We start from the raw sequence: 23,072 nt of genomic DNA, 5'->3' as shown, positions 1-23,072 counted from the left end.
ATTTATATATGAAGAGAATTCTATATTTAGGGATTGTCCTGATCCCGTTTTTGGGTAGGTCCCAGGATTATCATGAGCTTTATCGGCCGGCCTTTCACTTCTCGCCGAAGGAGAAATGGATGAACGATCCCAATGGGATGGTCCGGTTCGACGGGGTCTATCATCTTTTCTTCCAATATTATCCCAACGATATCGTCTGGGGGCCGATGCATTGGGGGCATGCGACGAGCAAGGACCTGGTTCACTGGCAGCAGCAGCCGATCGCGCTCTATCCCGACAGCCTGGGCTATATCTTTTCGGGTAGCGCCGTGGTGGATTCGGCCAATACCAGCGGTTTTGGCCAGCCGGGGAAGACGCCGCTGGTGGCCATTTTTACGCACCACGATCCCGTCGGCGAAAAACAGCATACCAACACCTTTCAAAACCAGAGCCTCGCCTATAGTCTCGACAAGGGAGCGACCTGGACGAAATACGAAGGCAATCCCGTGCTGAAGAACCCGGGGATCACGGACTTCCGGGACCCAAATGTCAGCTGGCATGCCAAGGTGAAGAAATGGATCATGACGCTGGCGACGAAGGACCGGATCAGCTTCTATTCCTCGCCGGACCTGAAGAGCTGGACCAAGGAGAGCGAATTTGGGGAAGGCATCGGCGCGCATGGCGGGGTGTGGGAGTGTCCCGATCTTTTCTCCTTTACGCGCAAGGAGGGGGACAAGGAGCGGACCTATTGGATCCTGTTGGTGAGCAACAATCCCGGAGGGCCGAACGGCGGATCGGGGACGCAATATTTTATCGGTGACTGGGATGGGCATGTCTTCAAGCCGCTTGACCGGTCGACGCGGTGGATAGATTATGGGCCGGACGACTATGCGGGGGTGCTTTGGAACAATGCCGGCCGGCGGCGCATCTTCCTTGGCTGGATGAGCAACTGGGACTATGCGACGCAGGTGCCGACGTCGACCTGGCGGAATGCGATGACTGTGCCGCGGAATGTGTTCCTGCTGGATGCGAATGGGAAGCCTTACCTGGCTTCGCTGCCGGCGCCCGAGGTGTTGAGCCTGGCCAAGCGCAAGATCACGCTTCGCCGGATCGCGGTGGACAGCAGCAACGATGTTTCTTCGCTGCTGAAGGACGATGCAGGGCGGTACCTGCTGGAGGTGCGGGGGGCAGCGGATCAGAGTGTAGCCTTTGTCTTCTATAATAAGGCCGGGGAGCGGATGGTGTTCGGGTATAATAATGTGAAGCAGGAATATTATATCGACCGAACTGCGGCGGGGAAGACGGATTTTCATCCGGGTTTTGGCGGGATCTATACGGCGCCAAGGATCAGTAAGGACAAGGAGCTGAAGGTGCAGTTCGTGATGGACCGCAGTTCGCTGGAGGTATTTGCGGACGGGGGATTGACGGTGATGACGGCGGTGTATTTTTCACAGCAGCCGCTGACGCGGGTGAAGGTGAATACGACGGACCGGTGGATGATCAAGGAATTGAATTACGGGGTGATGTTGTCCATTTGGTGAGAGCCCGCAGGGGAGACCTGCAGGCTCTGTTCTTTTAGTTCGATATGATCCCGCCCTGGCTGTTGGAGCGTTTGCTTTCTTCTTCGGCGGCGGACTTGCGGGTGCGGGCCGCCTTGACCTGGGAGTTCCCGAATTTATAGGTGAAATACAGTTTTAGCTGGCGGCTTTCGTTATGGCCGGTGGCCCGGAGGTACTGACCGGCGAAGTCGCTGGTGGCGGTGAAGTGCAGGGTTCTGAACACATCGCTTACGGAGAGTTTTATCAACCCTTTTTTGTTCCAGATGGCTTTTTGGACACCGGCGTCGAGATTACCGATGGCATGGGTCTTGAACGTGCCCTGCCAGATGGAGGGGGAGGAATAGAAACCGGACAGATCGGCGGAGTAATCCTTGCCCAGGCGGAAGCTTTGTTGGGCGAAGACGTTCACGGCAAATACGTCGAGGTCGACGGTGCGGCCCGCGCCGAAGTTGGCATTGTACTTCGAATAATATGTGTTGACGTTGGCGAAGAGGCTATAGCGGCCGATGGACCAGGGATAGCTGATGTTCAGGCTGGTGATGTCCTGGGTCGCGAGATTCTTCTTTGTCAGGAAGGCCTTTGAGCGGCCCGTTGTATCCACCAGCTGGGTGAAGACATCGTTTACGTGGCTATAGTTGAGGGTGGTGACCAGTTTGCCCTTGTATACGTGAGTGAGGCCGAAGCTGTTGGTATATTGGGGGCGGAGACCGGTATTACCTTTCATATAGGTGTATTCGTCCAGCTTGAACTCGAAGGGATTGAGATCCTGGTAGGCCGGGCGATCGATGCGGCGGCTGTAGGTGAGGGTGAACATTTGCGTTTTGGTCATATTGTAGGTGACGGATCCGCTGGGGAAGAAGCCGGTATAATGGCGATCGAAGGTCGAGTCGAAGGGCTGATACCGGTCGGGGCCTTCGTGATAGCCGTTGCTTGTTCCTTTTGCATTGGTGTTCTCGACCCGGAGTCCGGCCTGCAGGGCCCAGCCTTTGAAGGGCCGGCTATAGTCGGCGTATACGGCATTGACGTTCTCCTTATAGTTGAAATTGCTGCTGTTGAGCGTGTCGGGGCGTTTCGCGTTGGACACGACGTCGTATTGGCGGAAGTCGTTGCCGCTTGTGACGTAGGATGTCTTGACGCCGAGGCCCAGGCGCCCTTTCCTGAAGGGTTGTTCGTAGTCGGTCTTGAACGTATAGATATCGATATTGGTGGGTGCGACGATATCGAAGATATCGCTGTAGAGCAGGGTTGTTTGGGTGGGGTCGAGGTAGATATTCGGCTGGTATTGATCGCTGCGGATGCGATAGATGCCATAGTCGGCGTCCATGCTGAGGTCGCGGCCGGTGGAGTCGGTGTGGTGATAGTTGAGGTCGAGATTGCCGTTGTTGCGATGCCCCCGGGCGTTGTTGTCGGCCTGCAGGATGCGGTTCAGCTGTAGCTGGCCGGTTGTGCCGTCGGGCAGGTAGTTGATACGGGTGTTGCTGTTGGTCGGGTTGCTGAAATTGGAGATCGAGCCATCGACCATGATACCGAGGGTGTTGTATTTATCCCAATAATAGTCAAGACCGGTCTTGAAGGTGTGGCTGGTGAGGTGGGGGGTGATGGCGGAATGCTGATCGAACAACGTGTCGAGCTGGATGCGATAGAGATTGATGTTGGTCGTGTTGACCGTGTTGTTGTAATCATAATTACCAAACCAGTTGAAGCGGGCGTCGCGGTGGTTGAGGGAGAGCCCGCCATTGTAATTGGAGTGGGCGCCAACGTGATAGCCGCCGGTGATGGAGCCGTTATTGCCGAATGACCTGTTCCTTTTGAGGCGGATATTGATGATGCCGGCATTGCCGGAAGCATCGTATTTGGCGGAGGGATTGGAGATGAGCTCGATGGACTCGATCTGGGAGGATTGGAGGGTCTTCAGATAGTCGGCGAGATCGGACCCGTTGAGGGGGACCTGGCGGCCGTCGACGTAAAGCTTTACGCCGTTCTTCCCACTGAGGCTGATATTATTATCCTTGTCGACCATGACGCCGGGGGATTTGCGCAGGAGTTCGAGGGCGTCCTGGCCGACGGAGTTGATGGTGCCTTCGACGTTGACGATGGTGCGATCGGCCTTTACTTCCACCGGCGGTTTACGGCCGTTGACGGTGATGGCCTTGAGGCTATCGGCTTTTTTTTCTGAAGAGAGGTGGCTGCCGCGATCGGTGGCGTTGGCGTTCTGGCCGTGGACGGTGATGGGCTGCAGGATGCAGTTGAGAGCGAGCAGCAGGATGGTAATGGTGATGATCAATTGTTGCATGAGATTAGCTTTGTTACGGTAAAGCTAATCCTGCGTTTTTGCGGAGATCGTGGTTATTCGCCGAGCGACGGGGATTTCGCTGAAGGGTCGTGTTTACACGATGAGTGACTTTTTGGGACGATCATTTGCGGAGTTTCCGGAAGACGTCGGGGCGGTTTTCGCGGGAGACGGGGATCAGTTTGCCGGCGATGTCGACGCAGTTGCCGTCGATGCCGTTTATTTTGTCGAGGGCGATGGTGTAACTGCGATGGACACGGGCGAAGTTGCCGGTGGGGAGCTTGTCGGTGATCTCGGTGAGCGATTGGTAGGTGATATACGCGCCATCGCGGGTGTGGACGCGGACATAGTCTTTGAGACTTTCTATGAAGAGGATGTCGGTGATGAGGACTTTGATGAATTTTTTGTCGACTTTGAGGAAGAGATGGTCTTTGCCGGAGACGGGTGGTTCTTCTTCCTTTTGCGGACGGCTTGTTTTCGCGATCTTCTCGAGGGCTTTCATGAACCGGGGGAAGGAGATGGGTTTTACGAGATAATCGGTGACCTCCAGCTCGAAACCTTCGACGGCGTAGTCGCGGTAGGCGGTGGTGATGATGATGGCCGGGGGTTCTTTGAGGGACTTGAGCAGGTCGAGTCCCGAGAGGAGAGGCATTTCGATGTCGAGGAAGATACAGTCAATGACTTTCTTTTGCAGGAGCTGGAAGGCTTCGACGGCATTTCCGCAGCGGGTGATATGTGCGGTTTCGAGGCGCTGGAGATAGTTCTCGATGACGTCGATCGCGAGGGGCTCGTCATCCACGATCATATAATGGAGATCTTTTAACATAGGGGCATTTTGAGGGTAACGATGAAGAGATGGTTCTCTTCGCGGATATCGAGGGTATGGCGGTCGCCGTAGAGGAGGTCGAGGCGGCGGCGGACATTTTTCAGGCCGATGCCCTTTGTGTCGGCGACCTTATCTTCTTCGGGGGCGGGGTTTTCGACGTGGAAGAAGAGGTAGCCGGCTTCGACTTTGAGGTGGATGGTCAGGAGGATATCGCTGATATTGTTCTTTACGCCGTGTTTGAAGCTGTTCTCGAGGAAGAGGATGAGGATCATCGGGGGGATCTGGACTGAGGAGATATCGCCTTCCATGGTGAAAGATATGGTGAGGCGGCTGCCGAAGCGGAGCTGCTCGACGTCGAGATAGTTGCGGAGGTAATCGATCTCTTTTGTCAGTGGGACGAGTGGCGCGGTGGATTCGTAGAGCATGTAGCTCATTAGATCGGAGAGCTTGAGTACGATCTCGGGCGCCTGATCGGATTTTTTGAGGGTGAGGGAATAGATATTATTGAGGGTGTTAAAGAAGAAATGCGGTTGGATCTGGGCGCGGAGGAATTTCAGTTCGGTTTCGAGGTAATGTTTTTCCCGTTGTTCCTGGAGGTGTTGATTGATGAGGGTGTCTTTTGCGAATTTTACCCCGGTGGCGAGGCCGATGGCGTAGATGCAGATGATGACCTCGACGATCCAGTTGCCCATGGAGAACCATCTTATTGTCTTCATCCGGACAGGGTCTGCCCAGAAGCCGTAGAGGAACTGGAAGCTTTGGATGACGAAGGGGCAGATGATCAGCAGGAGGGCAAGGGACAGGGCATACCAGCCATATTTGCGGGTAAAGAGCAGCCGGGGGATGAGGAGGTAGGTGTTGATACAGAAGAAGCCGGCCTGGATGGCGACCATGATCGCGGTGGTTGCGAAGGTGCCTTTCCTGATGGGTTCATGAAGACCGCTATAGAGGGCGATGGTGAGGCTGTAGTAGAGGAACCAATACAGGAAGTGGTAGAGCCAGCGGATCTTGAGCAGGCGGGTGTTGCGGACGTCGGAGGCGAGTTGCGCCGAGACTTCCGCGGGGATGGTATGGAGGGTTGTGTCTGCCAAGCCGGAGCCGGTTTTGGCCGGTTGGGATAAAGATAGGTTTTTTGGTTTTGGGGTGGCTGGTTCTTCGCTGATTGGCAGGGTTTACCCGATGAATAGCATGCCGCCGCGGCTAGAAGGCGCGGGTGGGGTGGTGTGGGCGGCCAGGGTCGCAGCAGTTAGGATAAGCAAGAGTTTTCTCATGAACCTACCCTACGGAACTTTTACCGGCCTGAGGCTGCCGATGACGTAGCAGGGGTGCATTTTTCCGATGCCGGGGGCGGGTTTGGGCATGACGACGGCAATGGGGGGTGGGGTGGTGAGGCGACAGGTGGGTGGGGGTTCGGGGGTGATGATGGTGGTATCGCGGGGAAGGATGGTTACCGGCTTATACTTTTTTTCGGGCGCTGTTGCGACTGCCGTAGCGACGGCGACTTCCGCGACCTGCGGTTGCGGTTGGTAGCGGCCGTGTTGGGGTTGCGCTTGTTGCGGCTGTGGTTGTCTTTGGGCGGCGAGGACTTCATTTATTGTGGGAGAGAATGTGCCTGAAATGCCCTCTTCAGAATTTAGGGTATTTCCGGCAAAGCGCTTATGTCTGTCCTTCGGACATGCCTCCTTCGTCGGCATAAGGAGTGTGCCGGTGTTGGAGACTATGGAGGAAGATAGCGGCTGCGGTTCTGATGCGGCGGGTTGGGGTTGTTCGATGGGGGTTATGGTGCGCCGGTTGAGGATGAAAATGCCGAGCGCTGTGGTGAGCAGCATTACCACCGATCCATGGAGGTGGATCAGGCCTCCGGATGGATAGGGGAGGGTGAGATCGGCGCGAATCCCGAAGGAGTCGATACCGTTGCTGACGGATCTGGGCAGATAGTCCTGGGCGAGATGGAAGCAACCGCCGCCGGCGAGAAGGAGGGCGAGCAGGGTCCACCAGCCGGTGAGGGCTTTCCAGACCCTTGCGCCGCTGGAGATCGAGGGGTGTTCGCGGCTGAGGCCGGCCGAGGGGGCGATCTGGTAGAACAGCGCGAAGAGGATGCTGGCAGGGACCAGGTCGATCGCCGGCAGTTCGAGGGGGATATCGAGGAATACGATCATCGGCCGGATGCTGCCGAAATTTCCCAACCAGGGAAAAATGGGTGCGATGAAGAATTGTTCCAATAAAATGGAAATGGCTATTAATAGGGTTATGAGCAGGAGATTGCTTCTCCGACCGACGGGGATAGACATAAAGTAGGTTTTACGAATGAAAGTGGGCTATTTGGTCGGGTAGAAAGAAATCATTTATTGCGGGCGGCTTGCGATTGTAAGAACGAAAATCTTATGGAAAGTTATATATCCTAATTGCCAAAGAAGAGTTAAAAGAGGATGAAGTGGGATGTGTAATTTCCGGAGTTTTGAGTGGGCCGTTTGTGTTATTTTTGGCGCAACCTGATATCAATGAAAATATTAAAGGTTGTCCTTCCCATTATGGCGGTGGAGTGGATCTGTTTCAAATGCCTGTATCCCTTCGCCGACTATTTCACCGATTCCTACAGCTATATCCAGGCGGCGGCGCAGCAGGATGCGATCAGCTACCGGCCGATCGGGTATTCCGTGTTCCTGCGGCTGGCACATGCGATTGCCGCGTCCGATACGTTTGTGGTGAGCTTACAATATTTGGTGGTGCAGGGGGCCAGTCTTTGGATGGTGTTGTGGCTGCGGCGATGGTGTGGGCTCCGGGACCGGGCGGTCGCGATCCTGATGGCATTTCTCGTGTTGAACCCGCTGGTTCCGTATATGTGCAACTATATTTCCAGCGACGCCTTGTTTATCGGGCTAACACTCCTGTGGCTGACGGTACTGATGGGATGGCTGAGAGACCCGGGATGGTGGCGGCTGGGGCTGCAGCTGGTGCTGTTGTTTGTGATCTTCAACCTGCGATATACGGCGTTGTTCTACCCGGCCGTGGCGGCGCTGGCGGTGTTGCTTGCGAGGCGGGGCTGGGTAATGAGTATTGTGGGGGTAGCGGCGAGTGTCGGGGTGGTGATCGCCGGGATGATCTGGATCAAAGCGATCACGAAGCGGGAGACGGGGGCCGATCTGTTCTCGGCCTTCAGCGGCTGGCAAATGGCGAATAATGCCCTGAACCTTTATACGCGGCTTCCTGTGGATACCGCAGGTCTGCCTTCGCCGGAGAGCCGGGAACTGGCGGGTTATGTACGGGATTATTTCAGCGGGCAGAAAGGACCGGCATTGGATGATACCACGGCGTGGAAGGCCGGGGCTGCGGAGACCCGGAAGGCGCCAACGGTGACGACGGCATACATGTGGCAGCGATCGAGTCCGCTGCATCGGTATTTGCTTGCCTATAGGCAACGGAATGGGCTGGCGTATTTTACGGCCTGGAACCGGGTCGGGGTCGTATTCGCGCAATATGGTTATTGGGTTGCACGCAAGCATCCCCGGGCCTATCTCTGCTATTATGTCTGGCCCAGCACGAAGACCTTCTTTATGCCGGACCTGGACAATGTCGCGTTGTATAATGAAGGGAAGCCGGATGTGGACGTGCTGGCGAAGGACTGGTTCCATTACCGGAGCGTCCAATTGAAGGTCTATTCGATAACGATGCAGAGAACGCTGCTGGCGGCGGCGCCCTGGCTATATCTTTTGTTGAACGGGGTGTTCGTCGTCGTGGCGCTGTTGTTACTTCCGTTCCGGGCGCTGCGGGAGCGCGAACCGGTATTTACCGGGTCTTTCCGGCTGGCCTGCGCATTTTTGCTGGCGAATGCATTCTTCGGCGTCTTTGCTTCGCCCAGTGTATTCCGGTACGAGGCGTTGCCGATGATCCTCCTTTTTATATTTGCGGTCGCGGGAGCTTCGAAATGCAGAATTTTTGTCGTAAATTGATGCTAAAATCTGCTAATAATGGAGCCGCTTAATTCAGCCGAAAAGAATCCGCTATCCTCACTCGATATGTGGGAGGACGATTTGTTGGAACGTTATCCCGATCCGGAGTCGATTGTCGCCAAGGGTACGGGAAAGACGACGGAAGAGTATCGAAATTATGAGACGCCGGGCCGTGATACGGTGCGGGAGTTCTACCGGTTGAATCATGCCTACCAGACCTATGACTTCGTGCAGCAGAAGAAGGCGGAGTTCCTGGGGTTTGACAGGAAAGAGATGTCGGTTTGGGACGCATTCGATTTTTTGAATCAATTGGTTGACGACAGCGATCCCGATACGGACCTCGATCAGAAGCAGCATTTATTACAGACTTCAGAGGCGATCCGCCGGGATGGCCATCCTGATTGGATGGTGCTGGCGGGGTTATTCCATGATATGGGCAAGGTTCTCTGTCTTTTCGGCGAGGCGCAATGGGCTGTTGTCGGGGATACGTTCCCGGTAGGCTGTGCCTGGTCGGACAAGATCGTTTACCCGGAGTACTTCCAGCTGAATCCGGACAAGGATAACGAGCAATATCAAACGAAATACGGGGTCTACAGCCCCAATTGCGGGTTGCGCAATGTCCATCTGTCGTGGGGGCATGACGAATATGTCTATCACATGCTGAAGGACTATCTGCCTGAGCCCGCGTTATACATGCTGCGTTATCACTCCTTTTATTCGCAGCACCGGGAACATGCGTATGATCACCTGATGGACGATCATGACCGGGAGATGTTCAAGTGGGTGAATCTCTTCAATCCTTACGATCTTTATTCCAAGAACCCGACGCCGCCGAATTGGACTGAGCTGCGGCCTTATTACGAGGATCTGGTGGCGAAGTATCTGCCGGCGAAGATCAGGTTTTAGGTCCTGGCCGGGGGCCGCGGGATCGGGTATGGCCGGGGTGTGGGGCTTTAGGGCCGCGCGGTGGGGCGGCTATTGGCGGTTTCATGCGACGGGCAGGTTATGGGTGACCCGTGGCCAATGAGACGCGCGCCTTTTTCACTTCTTCCGTCAGCACGGGGTTATTGTCCTTATTAAAGCTCTTTTTTACGAAGGTGAGGATAGAGGCGATCGCATGATCGTCGAGGAAGGGGCCGTGTGCGGGCATTACGCCGTTGAAGGTCTTTCCACTCACTTTTATTTCGCCCTGCAGGCCGTTGAGCAGGACTTTGATGAGACGGTCATGCGGGCCTGCGACCCAGTCGGAGCCGACGAGAGGTGGATACCGATTGTTATCCCCCATGCCGTTGCGCTGGTGGCAGCTGACGCAGTAGGAGCCATAGAGGATATGGCCGGCCATATCGCCGCCTCTGCCCGAATTATCTTTTGTCGAATCGGGGGTCTTGACATAGGTGCGGGTGGCTGCGAGGGTATCCATCCGTGCGAGGTCGGCATCGCGGAACTTATTGGGATCGCCTTTATACATGACGCGCCAGATCTTTCCTTTGTTGGATTCGCAGATATAGAGCGAACCATCGGGGCCTTCCGCCAGACCCATTGGGCGATACACTGCGTCGCTGGTGTTGTAGACTGTGTCGACAACGGTGAAGCCGTCTGCGAAGAGCTCGTATTTGCCGGAGAATTTGCCGTTGTCGAATGGGATGAAGCAGACGACATAGCCGGCCTGCGGATAGGGGGAGCGATCGGTGGAGCCATGGAAGGCGACAAAGGCGCCTTTCTTATATCGGGCGGGGAATTGGTTGCCCTGGTAGAATAGCAGGTCCATGGGGGCCCAGTGACCGGGGAAGGCCATGATCGGTTTATCGAATTTTTCGGCGCGGCCGGTAATCTTTCCATCGCCGCCATAGGCCGGCGAAAGGATGTTCTTGTCCTGCATCTGGTCGTAATACGCGTAGGGCCAGCCGTAATCGGATCCTTTTGTAACCTTTACGAAGGCCTCGCCGGGGAGTACGGCGGCCTGCCAGTCCGAGAAGGTGTTGGGGTATCGGGTGTGGAAGTTATCCATGCCGTTCACAACGGAATAGAGGGAGTTGTCATCCGGGTTCCAGGCGATGCCGAGGACGCTGCGGAGGCCGGTGGCATATTTGACGCCGTCCTTTTGCGTCTGACGGGGTTTCGATGCATCGAACTGCCAGATGCCTGCGTGCCATTCGAGGTCTGGGGAGGGATCGAGGCCTTTGCCGCCGGGCATGCCCGCGGGGCCGACCGTCTTCATGTCCTGGCCGCCGTCATCGGGCGCGCCGAAGGGGATGTACATATGGCCGGCATTGTCGAAGGCGAGGGGCTTCTGGCTATGCCAGTGGCGGAAGAGGCCGCTGTCGGTGTCGATGAAGATGGTGTCTGTTTTGGTATCCGGCAGAAGCTGCCCGGGGATAAGCCTATTACGGATGACATATTTTACCGTGGACGTATACAGGTAGCCGTCATAGATGGACATTCCGGCGGGGAGGCCGCCTTCGTCCTTGTTGGCGCCAAAGTAGGCGATGATATCGGCTTTGCCGTCGCCGGATTCGTCGCGGAGGGCGACGGTGCCGCCTTTTCCGTGCATGGTCTCGTTATAGGTGAGCTTGACGTAGATGTCTCCGTTGTCATTGACGGCGAGGTGGCGTGCCCGGCCGAGGCTGTCGGCGACGGCGACGGCCTCGAAGCCGCCGGGCAGGATGAGGCCGGCGTTATTCTTGTCGCCATCGGGAAGCGGTTTTTGCCGACCGGACTCTTTTCCCGGGGTGTTGCATTGGGATAGGGCGGCTGCCAGGACGAGGGGAAGGAGATGGGCGGGGGCAATCAATCTTTTCAAGCGAACAGTTTGTGATGTTGCAAATATTTTGCAAATGAAGATAGGGAAATTCTCCTTTTCTCCCCTCGGATGGTGGAGTATTCCCGGTTGTAGTGCTGTTGTAGGGGTTACGGCGTTACAGGCGGAGTTTGGCCAGGCAGACCTGGCGGCCTTTCCGGCAGGGGATGATGAGCTCATCGGCGCCGACCTGTTCGGCGAGCCGGGGATAGTAAGTGTAGAGATCGTTTTGGCCGTCGAGCGGCTGGTCTTCCCGGAAGCGAGAGTCCGGGTTGAGCATGCCCCCAGCGTCGATACACTGGCCGCTGAGGAATTGCTTGTTCCGGATAGTTTCGTTATAGATGGAAATAGAGGCGGTCGCCGGTGACGATGCTGGTGTAACCGACGCGATTGTGATGGATGTCCTGCTGGGGAATCGTGATCCTGTTAAACCATTGGACGATGCCGGTGGAGTCGAAGCGGGCGACGTCGGATTGCGGGTAGAATCGAGGCAGACAGGCGGGGCCAGGAATTGGCCGGTGAAATCCACCTTAACCGCCATGCAACAGACTAAATGGTCACGCAGGTATTGATAAATCAGATAGAAAAAATCGTCGTACACGATGAAGTCGACGCCGGAGATCTCTTTTGGGAGGGGGAGGCGGGTCTCGGAGATTTGGCCCATTAGGCTGTCATAGACAGAGATGTCACTTTCAACGATCGCGCCACCGGGGGCGGAGTGAAGAAGCAAGGGGCCTGTACTGAGCGCGGAGTTGAAAGACACCGCTTTGTATATTACTAACCGGTTGTCCTTCCGGGTGATGGTGTGGAAGCGAAAACGGTCAAAGTCTTTTGTTTCGGGCTGGGAGTAAAAAAGGGTTTGTCCTGGTGCCTGGAGGACAAGGACGGTCAGCGCGAGGATGAGGGGTTGTTTCATGGACCATGATTAGAGTATTAAATATAAAAAATTTTAAGGTAAATTGGACTCGAACAATTTGATAGGAGACTCAAAAAACAATTTCAGATGAAACGGTTTTTCTTTATTGCGGCCTTGCTGCCGCTGGGCGTTCTTGGACAACGGATCAATTTTGACGAGGGATGGAAGTTCCATTTGGGGCATGCGGCGGATGCGCACCGGGACTTCAATTACGGCATCGGGAATATCCTTGCGAAGACCGGGGATGCGGCCAATACGTGTATCAAGATGGAGTTTGATGACCGGGATTGGGCGGATGTGCGGCTGCCGCATGACTGGGCGGTGGGGTTGCCGTTTGCCCATGTGAAGAATGGGGACGTGGATGCGCATGGGTATCGCGCGGTGGGGGCGTTGTTCCCCGAGAACAGTATCGGCTGGTACCGGAAGAGCTTTGTGATCGACCGGGCCGACTCGGGGAAGCGGTTTGTGCTGCAGTTCGACGGTGTATTCCGGGACAGCAAGGTTTGGGTGAACAACTGTTATATGGGCGGGCATTTTAGCGGATATAGCGGGTCTTCGTATGATATCACCGATTTTTTGCATTATGGGAAGAAGAATGTGGTGGTGGTGCGGGTGGATGCGAGCCAGTATGAGGGGTGGTTCTATGAGGGCGCGGGGATTTACCGGCATTCGTGGTTAGACGTTGTGGAGCCTACGCACTTTGCGTTGAATGGGGGTGTGTTCGTTCATACGCGGGATGGGCAGGTGACGATCGAGACGAAAGTGGAGAGTGGGGTTGGGGTTGCGGGGACTGGGATGGTGTCGGCGGCGATCGTGGACCGGGCCGGGGCCATTGTGGCACGAGGGGAGGGGAGTGTGGGGGGAGTGGGATTGGTGCTGAGGGTCGACAAGCCGGTGCTGTGGTCGCTGGACAATCCTTATCTGTACCGGGCGGTGGTGCTTTTGCGAACCGGGGGCCGGGTGGTGGATAGTGTGAATGTGCGGTTTGGGATACGGACAGTGACGATCGATAAGGACAAGGGACTTTTTTTGAATGGCGTGCCGGTGAAGATCCATGGGGTTTGTTGTCACCAGGATCATGCGGGGGTGGGAAGCGCGTTGCCGGACTACCTGCAATACTACCGGATCGGGTTATTAAAGGAGATGGGGGTGAATGCTTACCGGAGCAGTCATAATGCGCCGACGCCGGAGCTGCTGGATGCCTGTGACAGCCTGGGGATGCTGGTGCTGGATGAGACGAGACTGCTGAACAGTGGCGAGGAATATGGGGCGGACTTCGAGCGGCAGATCCTGCGGGACCGGAACCATCCTTCGGTGTTTATGTGGAGCATCGGCAACGAGGAATGGATGATCCAGACCTCGACGACGGGGAAGCTGGTTGCGCAGCACCAGGTCGAACGGCAGAAGCTGCTCGATGCGACGCGGACCTGCACGTATGCGGCCAATGTCGGCAATGTTTGGCACGGGGTGAACGAGGTGATCCCGGTGCGGGGATTCAACTATAATCTTGGCGGGCTGGACGGGTACCGGCGGGATCATCCCGATCAGCCGATCATGGGCACCGAAGTGGCCAGCACGGTGTCGACGCGGGGCATCTATGTAAAAGATACCGTCAACGCCTATGTGCCGGATTACGACAGCGTGGCGCCGCCTTGGGCGAGCACGGCCGAATACTGGTGGAAGATTGCGGCGGACCGGGAATGGTTCATGGGTGGGTTTGCGTGGACGGGTTTTGACTACCGTGGCGAACCGACACCTTTTCAGTGGCCGGATATCAATTCGCATTTCGGCATCATGGATATGTGCGGGTTCCCGAAGACCGTATATTATTATTACCAGAGCTGGTGGACGGATAAGGACGTGCTGCATATTGCGCCCAACTGGAACCCGGGTGGCGGCAAGGAGGCGGGCAAGCCGGTGGCGGTGTGGGTCAACAGCAATGCGGATAATGTGGAGTTGTTTTTGAATGGGCATTCTTTGGGGCGGAAGGACATGCCCAGGAACGGGCACCTGGAGTGGATGGTGAATTATGCGCCGGGCAAGCTGGAGGCGGTGGGATATAAGAAGGGGAGGAAGATCGCGGCCTTTGTGGAGACGACGGGTGAGCCGTACCGGATCGCGGTGAAGGCTTCCAGCGGCGGTGGGGTCGTGGTGTACAACTGCAGCGTTGTGGATAAGCAGGGGAGGGAGGTGCCGGATGCGTCGAACCTGTTGCATTTTTCGGTGAGCGGCGGAGCGAAGATCATTGGGGTGGGCAATGGTGATCCGAGCAGTCATGAGTCGGACCAGGATCCGCAAAGACATCTATTTGGCGGAAAGTGCCAGGTGATAGTAGAAGGCAAGGGGCCTGTGGTGTTCTCTGTCAATGGCGAGGGGCTTTTGGGCGTGCAGGAAAAGATATCGTTGTAATGAAGATACGGAAACAGATAGCCGTGGCGGTGTATTGCTCGCTGGCCGTCAGTGTGCTGACGACGACACCGGTCTTTATGCTGACGGGAGCGTCGTTTGTCTTTTATCCCTGGGCGTTGCTCTTTACGATCCTGATGGCGCTTGGCATGTGGGCGATCAATATTACGTTGTTCTATTTTTTGAAGAACCGGCATGTGTTGCGGTATCTGTTCAGCTATTTTGTGTCCCTGGTGTTGGCGGTGGGGATGGTGCATGGGTTGGCTTTTCCGAGGACGGGCGGGTTTGGAGGGGCGCGGAATGGCTTTTATTTCCACCTGATCCTTTTCTTTTCGGTGGATACGGTATTGCTGATCGTGCAGGACCTGGTGGTGATCCGCGAGCAGAATGCGGAGCTGAGGATGCGGAATGTCGAGGCCGCGAATTTGTTGCTGAGGCAGCAGGTGCAGCCGCATTTTTTATTCAATTCGCTGAGTACCCTGAAGTCGTTGATCCGGTTCTCGCCGGCCGACGCGGAGGAATACGTGGTGAAGCTGTCCAATTTCTTACGGAGCTCGATGGCTGCCTATTCATCGACGCTGGTGACGGTGGAAGAGGAATTGGGGATGTGCAGGGATTACCTGGATATGCAGCGGATAAGATTTGGGGAGGCGTTGCGATTCCTGATCGCGGTGGAGGAGAAGGGTTTCCTGCCGGTGCTTGCTTTGCAGGGGCTGATCGAGAATGCGATCAAGCACAATGTGCTGACGAAGGAGCGGCCGTTGTGGATACGGGTCGAGGGACGTGGGGGGCGGATCGGGGTGGTGAACAATTTGCAGTCGCGGGATGGAGTGGAGGCAGGAGGACTTGGGTTGACGAATTTGCGAGAGCGATACCGGGCGTTGGGGGGAGGCGAGGTGGTGGTGGAGAAGACGGAGATCGATTTTTCGGTTGAAATACCTGTTTTGCATGAGAATCGTGATCATCGAGGATGAGCCGTTGACGGCGAAGGATCTGGCGTCGTGTGTGCTGGCGGCAGAGCCGGCGGCGGAGATAGTGGCGACGCTGGGTTCCGTGGGCGAGGCGAATGCCTGGTTTCGGGGTAATGCCCTGCCGGATGTCATTTTTAGCGACATCCAGCTGGGCGACGGGAAGAGTTTTGCCGTGTTTGAGAAGCTGATGAGGACGGTGCCGGTGATCTTTTGTACGGCCCATGATGAATTTGCGTTGGAGGCGTTCGGGGCGGCGGGGATCGATTATCTTCTGAAGCCCTTCACGGAGAAGACGGTGAGGGGGGCGATAGAGAAATATAAGGCGTTGAAGGCGGCGCCGAGGGTTGCGGCTGCGGGGGCTATACTGGTTTATTATAAAGAGAAGATCCTGCCGGTGAAGATCGGGGATATTGCGCTGTTCTATTTGGAGAGGGAGGTGGTGCGGATCGTGGGTTTTGATGGAAAGGCGTATGTGGTGAATAAGTCGCTGGAAGAATTGGAGGGGTTGGCGGGGGCGGGGTTCTTTCGGGTTAACCGGCAGTATTTGGTGAACCGGAAGGGAGTTAAAGATGTTTCTCAATACTTTGGACGTAAATTACTGGTGAATTTGGTGTTGCCGTTTGAGGATAAGATCACGGTGGGACGATTGAAGGTTCCGGCCTTTCTAGAGTGGCTGGCCGGCAGCTGAGGACGGTGGATGGTCATTTCCCCTTCTATTTTGATCCATTCGGGAGGTTGTGGTTGCCTGCGGGTGTGCGGGCGGGTATTTTCGTGCAGACAGGTTCCTTATTTCTTCATTTTAAATCTGACGAACATGAGCTCCAAGTTTGCTATTGTTGGCGTCGTGTCCGTGTTTGGTGCGGGAGTCGCCATGCATCATGCGCGGTTCTGCCCGTTGCACGAGATGATGGTGGCGTTGCATCACAGGGATGCGAAGGCGGTGGTTGTTAAGGCCCCGCCTGCCGTTGCGGCTAAGGCCAAACCGGTGACTGCCGTTGTTGCGATGAAGTAAGCGATAGCCCCCCTAACGGGGGGTTATTTTTATCAGCACCACGCCGTGGCGGCGGACGTCGGCGGTGAATTCCCCGTCGAAGACCCCGAGGTCTTTCTGGCGCCATAGGTCGCGGACGGTGTGGGGGCCGGTGATGCCCAGGTCGGACCAGCGGACGGTGACCCGTTGAGTGGGTGAGCTGTCGCCGGGATAGAAGAGACCAACTGCTTTGCTGCCGTCTTCGAGATCTTTGGCCATCACGCCGGCATCGCCCTGGAGGGAGATGACGGTGGCCTGTTTTCCGAGGGCGTCCTGGTTGAGGGCGAGGACCTCGTCGTTGGTGAGCAGGCTGGTGGTGAACGAGTCGAGCTTTGTGAGGTCGTTGCCGAGGAGCAGGGGTACGGACATCAGGCACCAGGCGCTGACATGGGTGTATTGCTCGTCGGGCCATAAGAGAGTGGGGCGGGGACCTTTGCCCCAGCCAACCCAGCCGACGATCATCATATCGGGGTCGTTCCAATGTCCAGGTCCGGCGTAGGGCGCCCATTTGTCCTGGGTGAAGAGCCGGCTTTTGAGGCTTTTCCAGTTGTCGCGGATGTCCCCGCCGGTGCGCCAGCAGTTGGACCATTGGGCCCAGTGGGCGACGCCGGCGAAGGGAGCGCTGTTGGAGAGGCTGAGGACGACATCGCGGCTGCTGTTGCGGAGCGCCTCGTACATGGCTTTGACCTCGGGGAGTTCGATCGGGTTCCAATCGTATTTCAGATAGTCGATGCCCCAGGCGGTGTATTGCTTTACGTCGTTGTCGAGGAAGGAGTAGGGGCCTATAGCATAGGGGAGCTGCTTCTTGTTTCGGGGGATGTTCTCCTTTGTGCGTTCGAAGCGTCCTTCGGGGTTTGTGGCGGAGCCGCCGATGTGGTGGCCGTAGGATTCGACCCAGGGAGTCGAATAGATGCCGATCTTCAGACCGAGGTCATGGACCTGTTTGCAGAGAGCGCTCATATCGGGGAAGATGCTGGAGTCGGGGAGGATGGCATGATATATGCCGCCGCGGGCGCCCTGCCAGCAGTCGTCGATGTTCATATAGTTCCAGCCATGGTCGATGAGTCCGCTTGTCACCATGGCTTTTGCGTTGGCGGCGACGAGGTCCTGGGTGATCTTTGTGGCGTAGATGTTCCAGCTGTTCCAGCCCATGGGTGGGGTGAGGGCGATGGTTTCGCCGACGATGAGATCGAGGGTTCTTTTGTATTTGCCGGCCTTGTTTTGGGCGGAGAGGGTGATGGTGTATTTCCCGGGGTTGGCGACTGCGCCGCTGAGACGGCCGGTGGAAGCGTCCAGGTGGACGCCTTTGGGGAGGTGGTCAGCGGAGAATTTGATGGGGCGGGCGCCGGTAGTGGGGATAGTGAATAGGATGGGGTGATTAGGCCGGACGCCGAAGACTTTTGCCCCGTTGATGCGGGGGTTGGGTCCGGGAGCGGGGGTGAGGATATAGGGCGTCGTGGTGTCGCCGCGGGCGGGCATTTGCGCGTTCGCGGAGGTTGTGATGACGAGCAGCAATACGAGGATGCGGTTGAGCATATGATCGGGAATTTGTGGAGTAAAAATAGGGGGATCGGTCACTTGCGGGGCCGGGATGGTAAGATTGGGGAGTAGATGGGTAATTGGGGATAGTGTTTTTTTGGCTAAAATCCTTTTATTGCAACGTGAACCATTCTCTTCGCTTTTTGCTTTTTGCCCTTTTTGCGGTGGCCCTGAGCGGGGTCCGGGCACAGAAATCTACACGTTTGATCGATGGTTGGGAGTTTACCCGCCAGGACCTGGGCGGGGTTTGGGAGGCGGTGCGGGCCGTGCCTAAAGGGGGGCCGGAGAGTGTGCCTGCCTGGCGGGCGGTGCGTTTACCGCATTGCGTTAATGCGCGCGATGGGGTGGACCCGGACGGCAACTATTACCAGGGGCCGGCCTGGTACCGGACCCGGCTGGCATTACGGCAGCCGTATCCCGGGGGGAGGGTGTTGTTGCGTTTCGAGGGGGCGGGACAGGCGACAGAGGTGTATGTGTATACGACGAAGGTGGGCGGCCATGTAGGTGGATATGACGAGTGGACGGTGGATATCACGGATGCGGTGGCGGCTTGTGAGCGGGACAGTTCCTTTGTGCGACGTTTTGGGGGGATGATCCCTGTGGAGGTCCGGACGGACAATAGCCGGGACCTGGAGCGGATCCCGTCGGCGATGTCGGACTTTTCGGTGTATGGAGGGTTGTACCGGTATGTGGACCTGGTGTATGTTCCCGCGGTGTCGTTTGCGGGGCTGTTTGCGGATGTGCGGGTAAAGGGGAAGGATGGATTTGTTGGGGTCCGGGCTGAACTGTACCGGCCAACCGGTGAGCCGGTTGTCGGGTATTCGGTGGTGTTGAAAGATGCTGAGGGGAAGGTGGTGAGTGAAATGGCGGAGTTGGGGACGTTGACCGTGCAGGCGCCCCGGCTGTGGTCGCCGGACCGGCCGGTACTGTATAGACTTTTTGTGACGGTGAATGGGGCTAACGGTGGGGTGTGTACGGATTCGACGGATATCGGGTTCAGGAGTTATTCCTTTGTGGACCATGGGCCTTTTTTGTTCAATGGTTCGCGCCTGCTGATCCGGGGCACGAGCCGGCATGAGGATGCGGCGGGGGAGGGCGCGGCGATGACGGAGGAGGAGATGAGGCGGGAGATGGTGCTAATGAAGGAGATGGGTGTAAATTTTGTCCGGTTGGCGCATTATCAGCAGTCGCGGATCATCCTGCATCTCTGCGATAGCCTGGGCATCCTGGTGTGGGAGGAGATCCCCTGGTGCCGGGGTGGGCTTGGCGGAGACCGGTATAGGGAGCAGGCGCGGCGGATGATGCGCAATATGATCAGCCAGCATTATAACCATCCGGCGGTGATCCTTTGGGGATTGGGGAATGAGAATGACTGGCCGGGGGATTTCCCGGGGTTCGATACGGCGGCAATCCGGGGATTCATGACGGAGTTGAACGGGATCGCGCACCGGCTCGATCCGGGGCGGAAGACGGCGATCCGGCGTTGTGATTTTTGCAAGGATATTCCCGATGTGTATTCGCCGTCGATCTGGGCGGGATGGTACCGGGGGATCTATACCGAATATACCGCTGCGACGGAGGAGGAATTCAAGAAGGTACCGCATTTCATCCATATGGAGTGGGGTGGGGACAGTCATGCCGGGCGGCATTCGGAGAATCCCGACAAGGTGTTGCCCGATGTGCGGAGCGGGCAGGGAACGGATGAGCGGGCGGGAGATGCTTCCTTGTACGGCGGAGCGGCGAGGGTATCGAAGGATGGGGACTGGAGCGAGACCTATATCTGTAATCTTTTTGACTGGACGCTGAAGGAGCAGTCGACAATGCCGTGGCTGACGGGGACGGCGCAATGGGTTTTCAAGGACTTTTCGACACCGTTGCGGCCGGAGAATCCCGTGCCGTACGTCAATCAGAAAGGCGTTGTGGAGCGGGATGGGACGCCGAAGGAGGGATACTATGTATTTCAATCGTATTGGGCTCCGGCGCTGATGGCGCATATCTACGGGCATAGCTGGCCGGTACGTTGGGGGGCGGAAGGGGAGACGCGGATGGTGAAGGTGTATTCGAATGCGGGCGAGGCGGAGTTGTTTGTCAATGGCGTGAGTGCGGGGGTGCGGCATCGCAATTCCGCGGATTTTCCGGCGGCAGGGTTGCGGTGGCCGGTGAAGTTTCATCGGGGGAGCAATCACCTGACGGTGATTGCCCGGAGGGGTGATGCGGTTGTAAGGGATTCGCTTGATCTTGCGTATCAGACGGAGAAATGGGGGAAACCTGCCCGAATGGCGATGGATATAGTGGACCAGCGGGGAGATACGGCGCTGGCGCGGGTACGATTGCTGGATGGCCAGGGTGTGCCTTGCCTTGATGCGGCTACCACTGTGCATTGGGGACAGGCGGGAGATGGGCGGCTGGTGGATGACCTGGGGACTTCGACAGGATCAAGAGTGGTGCAGGCCTTCAATGGGGTGTCGATGATCCGGGTGGTGCTGAGGGGTGGGAAGAGTGTGGTGAGTGTTTCGGCGGAGGGGATGCCGACGGCTTTTTTGGAAGTGAAGGCGCAGGACCCGGATATTGTCGAAACTTTGCGGCCCTTTGTGCTGAAGGAGGCTGCGGCGGCGATGAATGAGCGGCCGGTAACGGTGACGGCCAGTCATTCGCCGCGGAGTGCGGGTGGACGGCATGATTTCTTTTCGGAAGCCGACTATTTCTGGCCGAACCCGGTATCGCCGGACAGCCCCTATATCAACCGGGATGGGCAGACGAATCCGGAGAATTTCAATGATCATCGCCGGGCGATGATCCGGCTCAGCCGGATCGTAGGGGCGCTGGCGTCGGCCTGGAAGCTTACGCATGACGACCGTTATGTCCGGCAGGCGTTGTTGCACTGCCGGGCCTGGTTTGTGGATACGGCGACGCTGATGCATCCCGATCTGCAATTTTCGCAGGCCATCAAGGGGCGGGTAACGGGAAGGAACTTTGGCATCATCGATTCGATCCATTTTATGGAAGTGGTGGAGGGGTTGGAGGCGATGGAGGCATCGGGGGCTATGGATGCGGGGGTGTTGGCGAAGATCAAGGACTGGTTTGCCCGGTACCTGCGATGGCTGACGACGCATCCTTATGGTGTGCAGGAGATGAATACGCTGAACAACCATTCTACGTGCTGGGTGATGCAGGTCGCGGCCTTTGCCCGATTTACGGGGAATGACTCGTTGATGGAATTTTGCCGGGAGCGGTATAAGAAGGTGTTGCTGCCGAACCAGATGGCGGCGGATGGCAGCTTTCCTTTGGAGTTGAAGCGAACGAAACCATATGGGTATTCTTTGTTCAACCTGGATGCGATGGCGACGATCTGTCAATTGCTGTCGACACCAGGGGATGATCTGTGGAGGTTTACGACGCCGGATGGGCGATCGATCGAAAAGGGGATCGAATTCATGTATCCGTTTATTGCCGATAAGGGCCGGTGGCCCTTTGCGCATGATGTGATGTACTGGGAGGAGTGGCCGGTGGCGCAGCCGGCGTTGGTGTTCGGGGCAGAGGCGTTTGGTCGTAAGGATTGGCTGGAGACGTGGGCAAGGTTGGATCATCAGCCGGAGAATGCGGAGGTGATAAGGAATCTGCCGGTGCGGCATCCGCTGATTTGGATCGATAGACTGAAAGTGATGGATGATGTGGAGAAGCAGACGAGGGTGATGCTTAAAGAAATTGATTCGGTAAAGGTTGTGGGTGTGGATCTGCCTTTTTCGCCGCGGACCATCGAGAATGGGAAGCTGAAACTGGTGGCGTCGCGGGATTGGACGAGCGGATATTTCCCGGGGGAGCTGTGGATGCTTTATCATTATACGGGCAGCGAGGAGTGGGGGCGGCTGGCGCGGCAGTTTACGGCGCCGATGGAGCGGGAGAAGACGAACGGGGCGACGCATGATATGGGACTCAAGATCGATTGCAGTTTTGGACTGGGGTATCGATATACGAAGGATCCGACATATCGGCAGGTGATGATCGACGGGGCCCGGGTGTTGTCGACGCGGTTCAATCCAAAGATCGGGTGTATCCGCAGTTGGGATCATCACCGGGAGTTATGGCAGTACCCGGTGATCATCGACAATATGATGAACCTGGAACTATTGTTTGAGGCGACGCGGTTGACGGGGGATTCTTCTTTTTACCGGATCGCGGTGAGCCATGCGAATACGACGATGAAAAATCATTTCCGGAAGGATTACAGCAGCTATCATGTGGTGGAGTATGATACGGTGACGGCGCAGGTGCGGCGGAAGATGACCTGGCAGGGGTACAGTGATTCTTCCGCCTGGGCGCGGGGACAGTCCTGGGGGTTGTATGGTTATACGATGTGTTACCGCTATACGCATGATCCGCGGTATTTGCGGCAGGCGGAGCATATTGCCGAATTTATTTTGCATCATCCCCGGTTGCCTGTGGATAAGGTGCCTTATTGGGATTATGATGCGCCGGGTATCCCCCGAACGGGGAAGCCGGTGGGCGGGATGGGGGCTGTGCCTGGCGATGCCGAGCCGAGGGATGCTTCGGCCGCTGCGGTGCTGGCGTCGGGATTGTATGAGCTGTCGCGGTATAGTGGGTTCAGGCGTTGGTACCGGGCGACGGCGGATACGATCTTGTCCAACCTGACGAAATATTACCGGGCGCCGGTGGGGACGGACAAGGGGTTTATTCTTTTGCATAGTACGGGTGGGAAGCCGACGAATACGGAGGTGGATGTGCCCTTGAACTATGCGGATTACTATTACCTGGAGGCTATATTAAGGAGTGTGTCAAAAAATTGATCTT

The 23,072-nt window shown here is 56.7% G+C and carries 15 protein-coding genes; 8 read left to right on the top strand and 7 right to left on the bottom strand.

The window, feature by feature from the left end:
• Nucleotides 1-8 precede the first annotated feature (8 nt).
• Entirely contained in the window at nt 9-1,520 is a 1,512-nt protein-coding gene (locus VHE34_RS06005) for a glycoside hydrolase family 32 protein (RefSeq protein WP_325585680.1), read from the top strand.
• A gap of 34 nt (nt 1,521-1,554) precedes the next feature.
• Here the strand turns inward: VHE34_RS06005 and VHE34_RS06000 are convergent, their stop codons facing one another.
• The 4 genes from VHE34_RS06000 to VHE34_RS05985 all read right to left on the bottom strand — a co-directional run bounded on the left by VHE34_RS06000 (nt 1,555) and on the right by VHE34_RS05985 (nt 6,945).
• Complete coding sequence (locus VHE34_RS06000; RefSeq protein ID WP_325585678.1) at nt 1,555-3,831, bottom strand: outer membrane beta-barrel family protein; 2,277 nt, start codon at nt 3,829-3,831, stop codon at nt 1,555-1,557.
• A 121-nt stretch (nt 3,832-3,952) separates the two neighbouring features.
• Complete coding sequence (locus tag VHE34_RS05995; protein ID WP_325585675.1) at nt 3,953-4,654, bottom strand: LytTR family DNA-binding domain-containing protein; 702 nt, start codon at nt 4,652-4,654, stop codon at nt 3,953-3,955.
• On the bottom strand, nt 4,648-5,745 hold the full coding sequence (locus VHE34_RS05990; protein ID WP_325585672.1) for a sensor histidine kinase: 1,098 nt from the start codon (nt 5,743-5,745) through the stop codon (nt 4,648-4,650). The genes VHE34_RS05995 and VHE34_RS05990 overlap by 7 nt, the downstream gene beginning before the upstream one ends.
• Nucleotides 5,746-5,934: 189 nt before the next feature.
• The gene (locus VHE34_RS05985) at nt 5,935-6,945 is read right to left on the bottom strand and encodes a hypothetical protein (RefSeq protein ID WP_325585669.1); all 1,011 of its coding nucleotides are present in this window, start codon (nt 6,943-6,945) and stop codon (nt 5,935-5,937) included.
• Nucleotides 6,946-7,155: 210 nt separating this feature from the next.
• Here VHE34_RS05985 and VHE34_RS05980 point away from each other — a divergent pair, with 210 nt between their 5' ends.
• Nucleotides 7,156-8,604 carry a hypothetical protein gene (locus VHE34_RS05980; protein WP_325585667.1) on the top strand — a complete coding sequence of 483 codons (1,449 nt, stop codon included), beginning with the start codon at nt 7,156-7,158 and terminating at the stop codon, nt 8,602-8,604.
• Nucleotides 8,605-8,622: 18 nt separating this feature from the next.
• Nucleotides 8,623-9,510 (top strand): inositol oxygenase family protein, encoded by an 888-nt coding sequence (locus VHE34_RS05975; protein WP_325585665.1) that lies wholly within the window; start codon nt 8,623-8,625, stop codon nt 9,508-9,510.
• A 97-nt stretch (nt 9,511-9,607) separates the two neighbouring features.
• On the opposite strand, the gene VHE34_RS05970 is transcribed toward VHE34_RS05975, so the two are convergent.
• Nucleotides 9,608-11,404: a c-type cytochrome gene (locus VHE34_RS05970; protein WP_325585663.1), complete on the bottom strand. Its 1,797-nt coding sequence runs from the start codon at nt 11,402-11,404 to the stop codon at nt 9,608-9,610.
• Nucleotides 11,405-11,519: 115 nt separating this feature from the next.
• Nucleotides 11,520-12,317 carry a hypothetical protein gene (locus VHE34_RS05965; protein WP_325585662.1) on the bottom strand — a complete coding sequence of 266 codons (798 nt, stop codon included), beginning with the start codon at nt 12,315-12,317 and terminating at the stop codon, nt 11,520-11,522.
• An 87-nt stretch (nt 12,318-12,404) separates the two neighbouring features.
• Between VHE34_RS05965 and galA the strand changes: the two genes are divergently transcribed.
• The 4 genes from galA to VHE34_RS05945 all read left to right on the top strand — a co-directional run bounded on the left by galA (nt 12,405) and on the right by VHE34_RS05945 (nt 16,706).
• A complete protein-coding gene (galA, locus tag VHE34_RS05960; protein ID WP_325585660.1) occupies nt 12,405-14,726 on the top strand; it encodes a beta-galactosidase GalA in 2,322 nt (773 codons plus the stop codon).
• Nucleotides 14,726-15,697 carry a sensor histidine kinase gene (locus VHE34_RS05955; protein ID WP_325585658.1) on the top strand — a complete coding sequence of 324 codons (972 nt, stop codon included), beginning with the start codon at nt 14,726-14,728 and terminating at the stop codon, nt 15,695-15,697. Before galA ends, VHE34_RS05955 begins: the two co-directional genes overlap by 1 nt.
• Nucleotides 15,672-16,382: a LytTR family DNA-binding domain-containing protein gene (locus VHE34_RS05950; RefSeq protein ID WP_325585656.1), complete on the top strand. Its 711-nt coding sequence runs from the start codon at nt 15,672-15,674 to the stop codon at nt 16,380-16,382. The genes VHE34_RS05955 and VHE34_RS05950 overlap by 26 nt, the downstream gene beginning before the upstream one ends.
• A gap of 126 nt (nt 16,383-16,508) precedes the next feature.
• Complete coding sequence (locus VHE34_RS05945; protein ID WP_325585654.1) at nt 16,509-16,706, top strand: hypothetical protein; 198 nt, start codon at nt 16,509-16,511, stop codon at nt 16,704-16,706.
• Nucleotides 16,707-16,718: 12 nt separating this feature from the next.
• On the opposite strand, the gene VHE34_RS05940 is transcribed toward VHE34_RS05945, so the two are convergent.
• On the bottom strand, nt 16,719-18,260 hold the full coding sequence (locus VHE34_RS05940) for a putative Ig domain-containing protein (protein WP_325585652.1): 1,542 nt from the start codon (nt 18,258-18,260) through the stop codon (nt 16,719-16,721).
• A gap of 125 nt (nt 18,261-18,385) precedes the next feature.
• Between VHE34_RS05940 and VHE34_RS05935 the strand changes: the two genes are divergently transcribed.
• On the top strand, nt 18,386-23,068 hold the full coding sequence (locus tag VHE34_RS05935) for an alginate lyase family protein (RefSeq protein ID WP_325585650.1): 4,683 nt from the start codon (nt 18,386-18,388) through the stop codon (nt 23,066-23,068).
• Nucleotides 23,069-23,072 lie beyond the last annotated feature (4 nt).

The organism is Puia sp. (assembly GCF_035546395.1).
Taxonomy (GTDB): domain Bacteria; phylum Bacteroidota; class Bacteroidia; order Chitinophagales; family Chitinophagaceae; genus Puia.
Note: the sequence above shows the minus strand (reverse complement) of the source record. Positions and strands in the feature narration are given on the sequence as shown.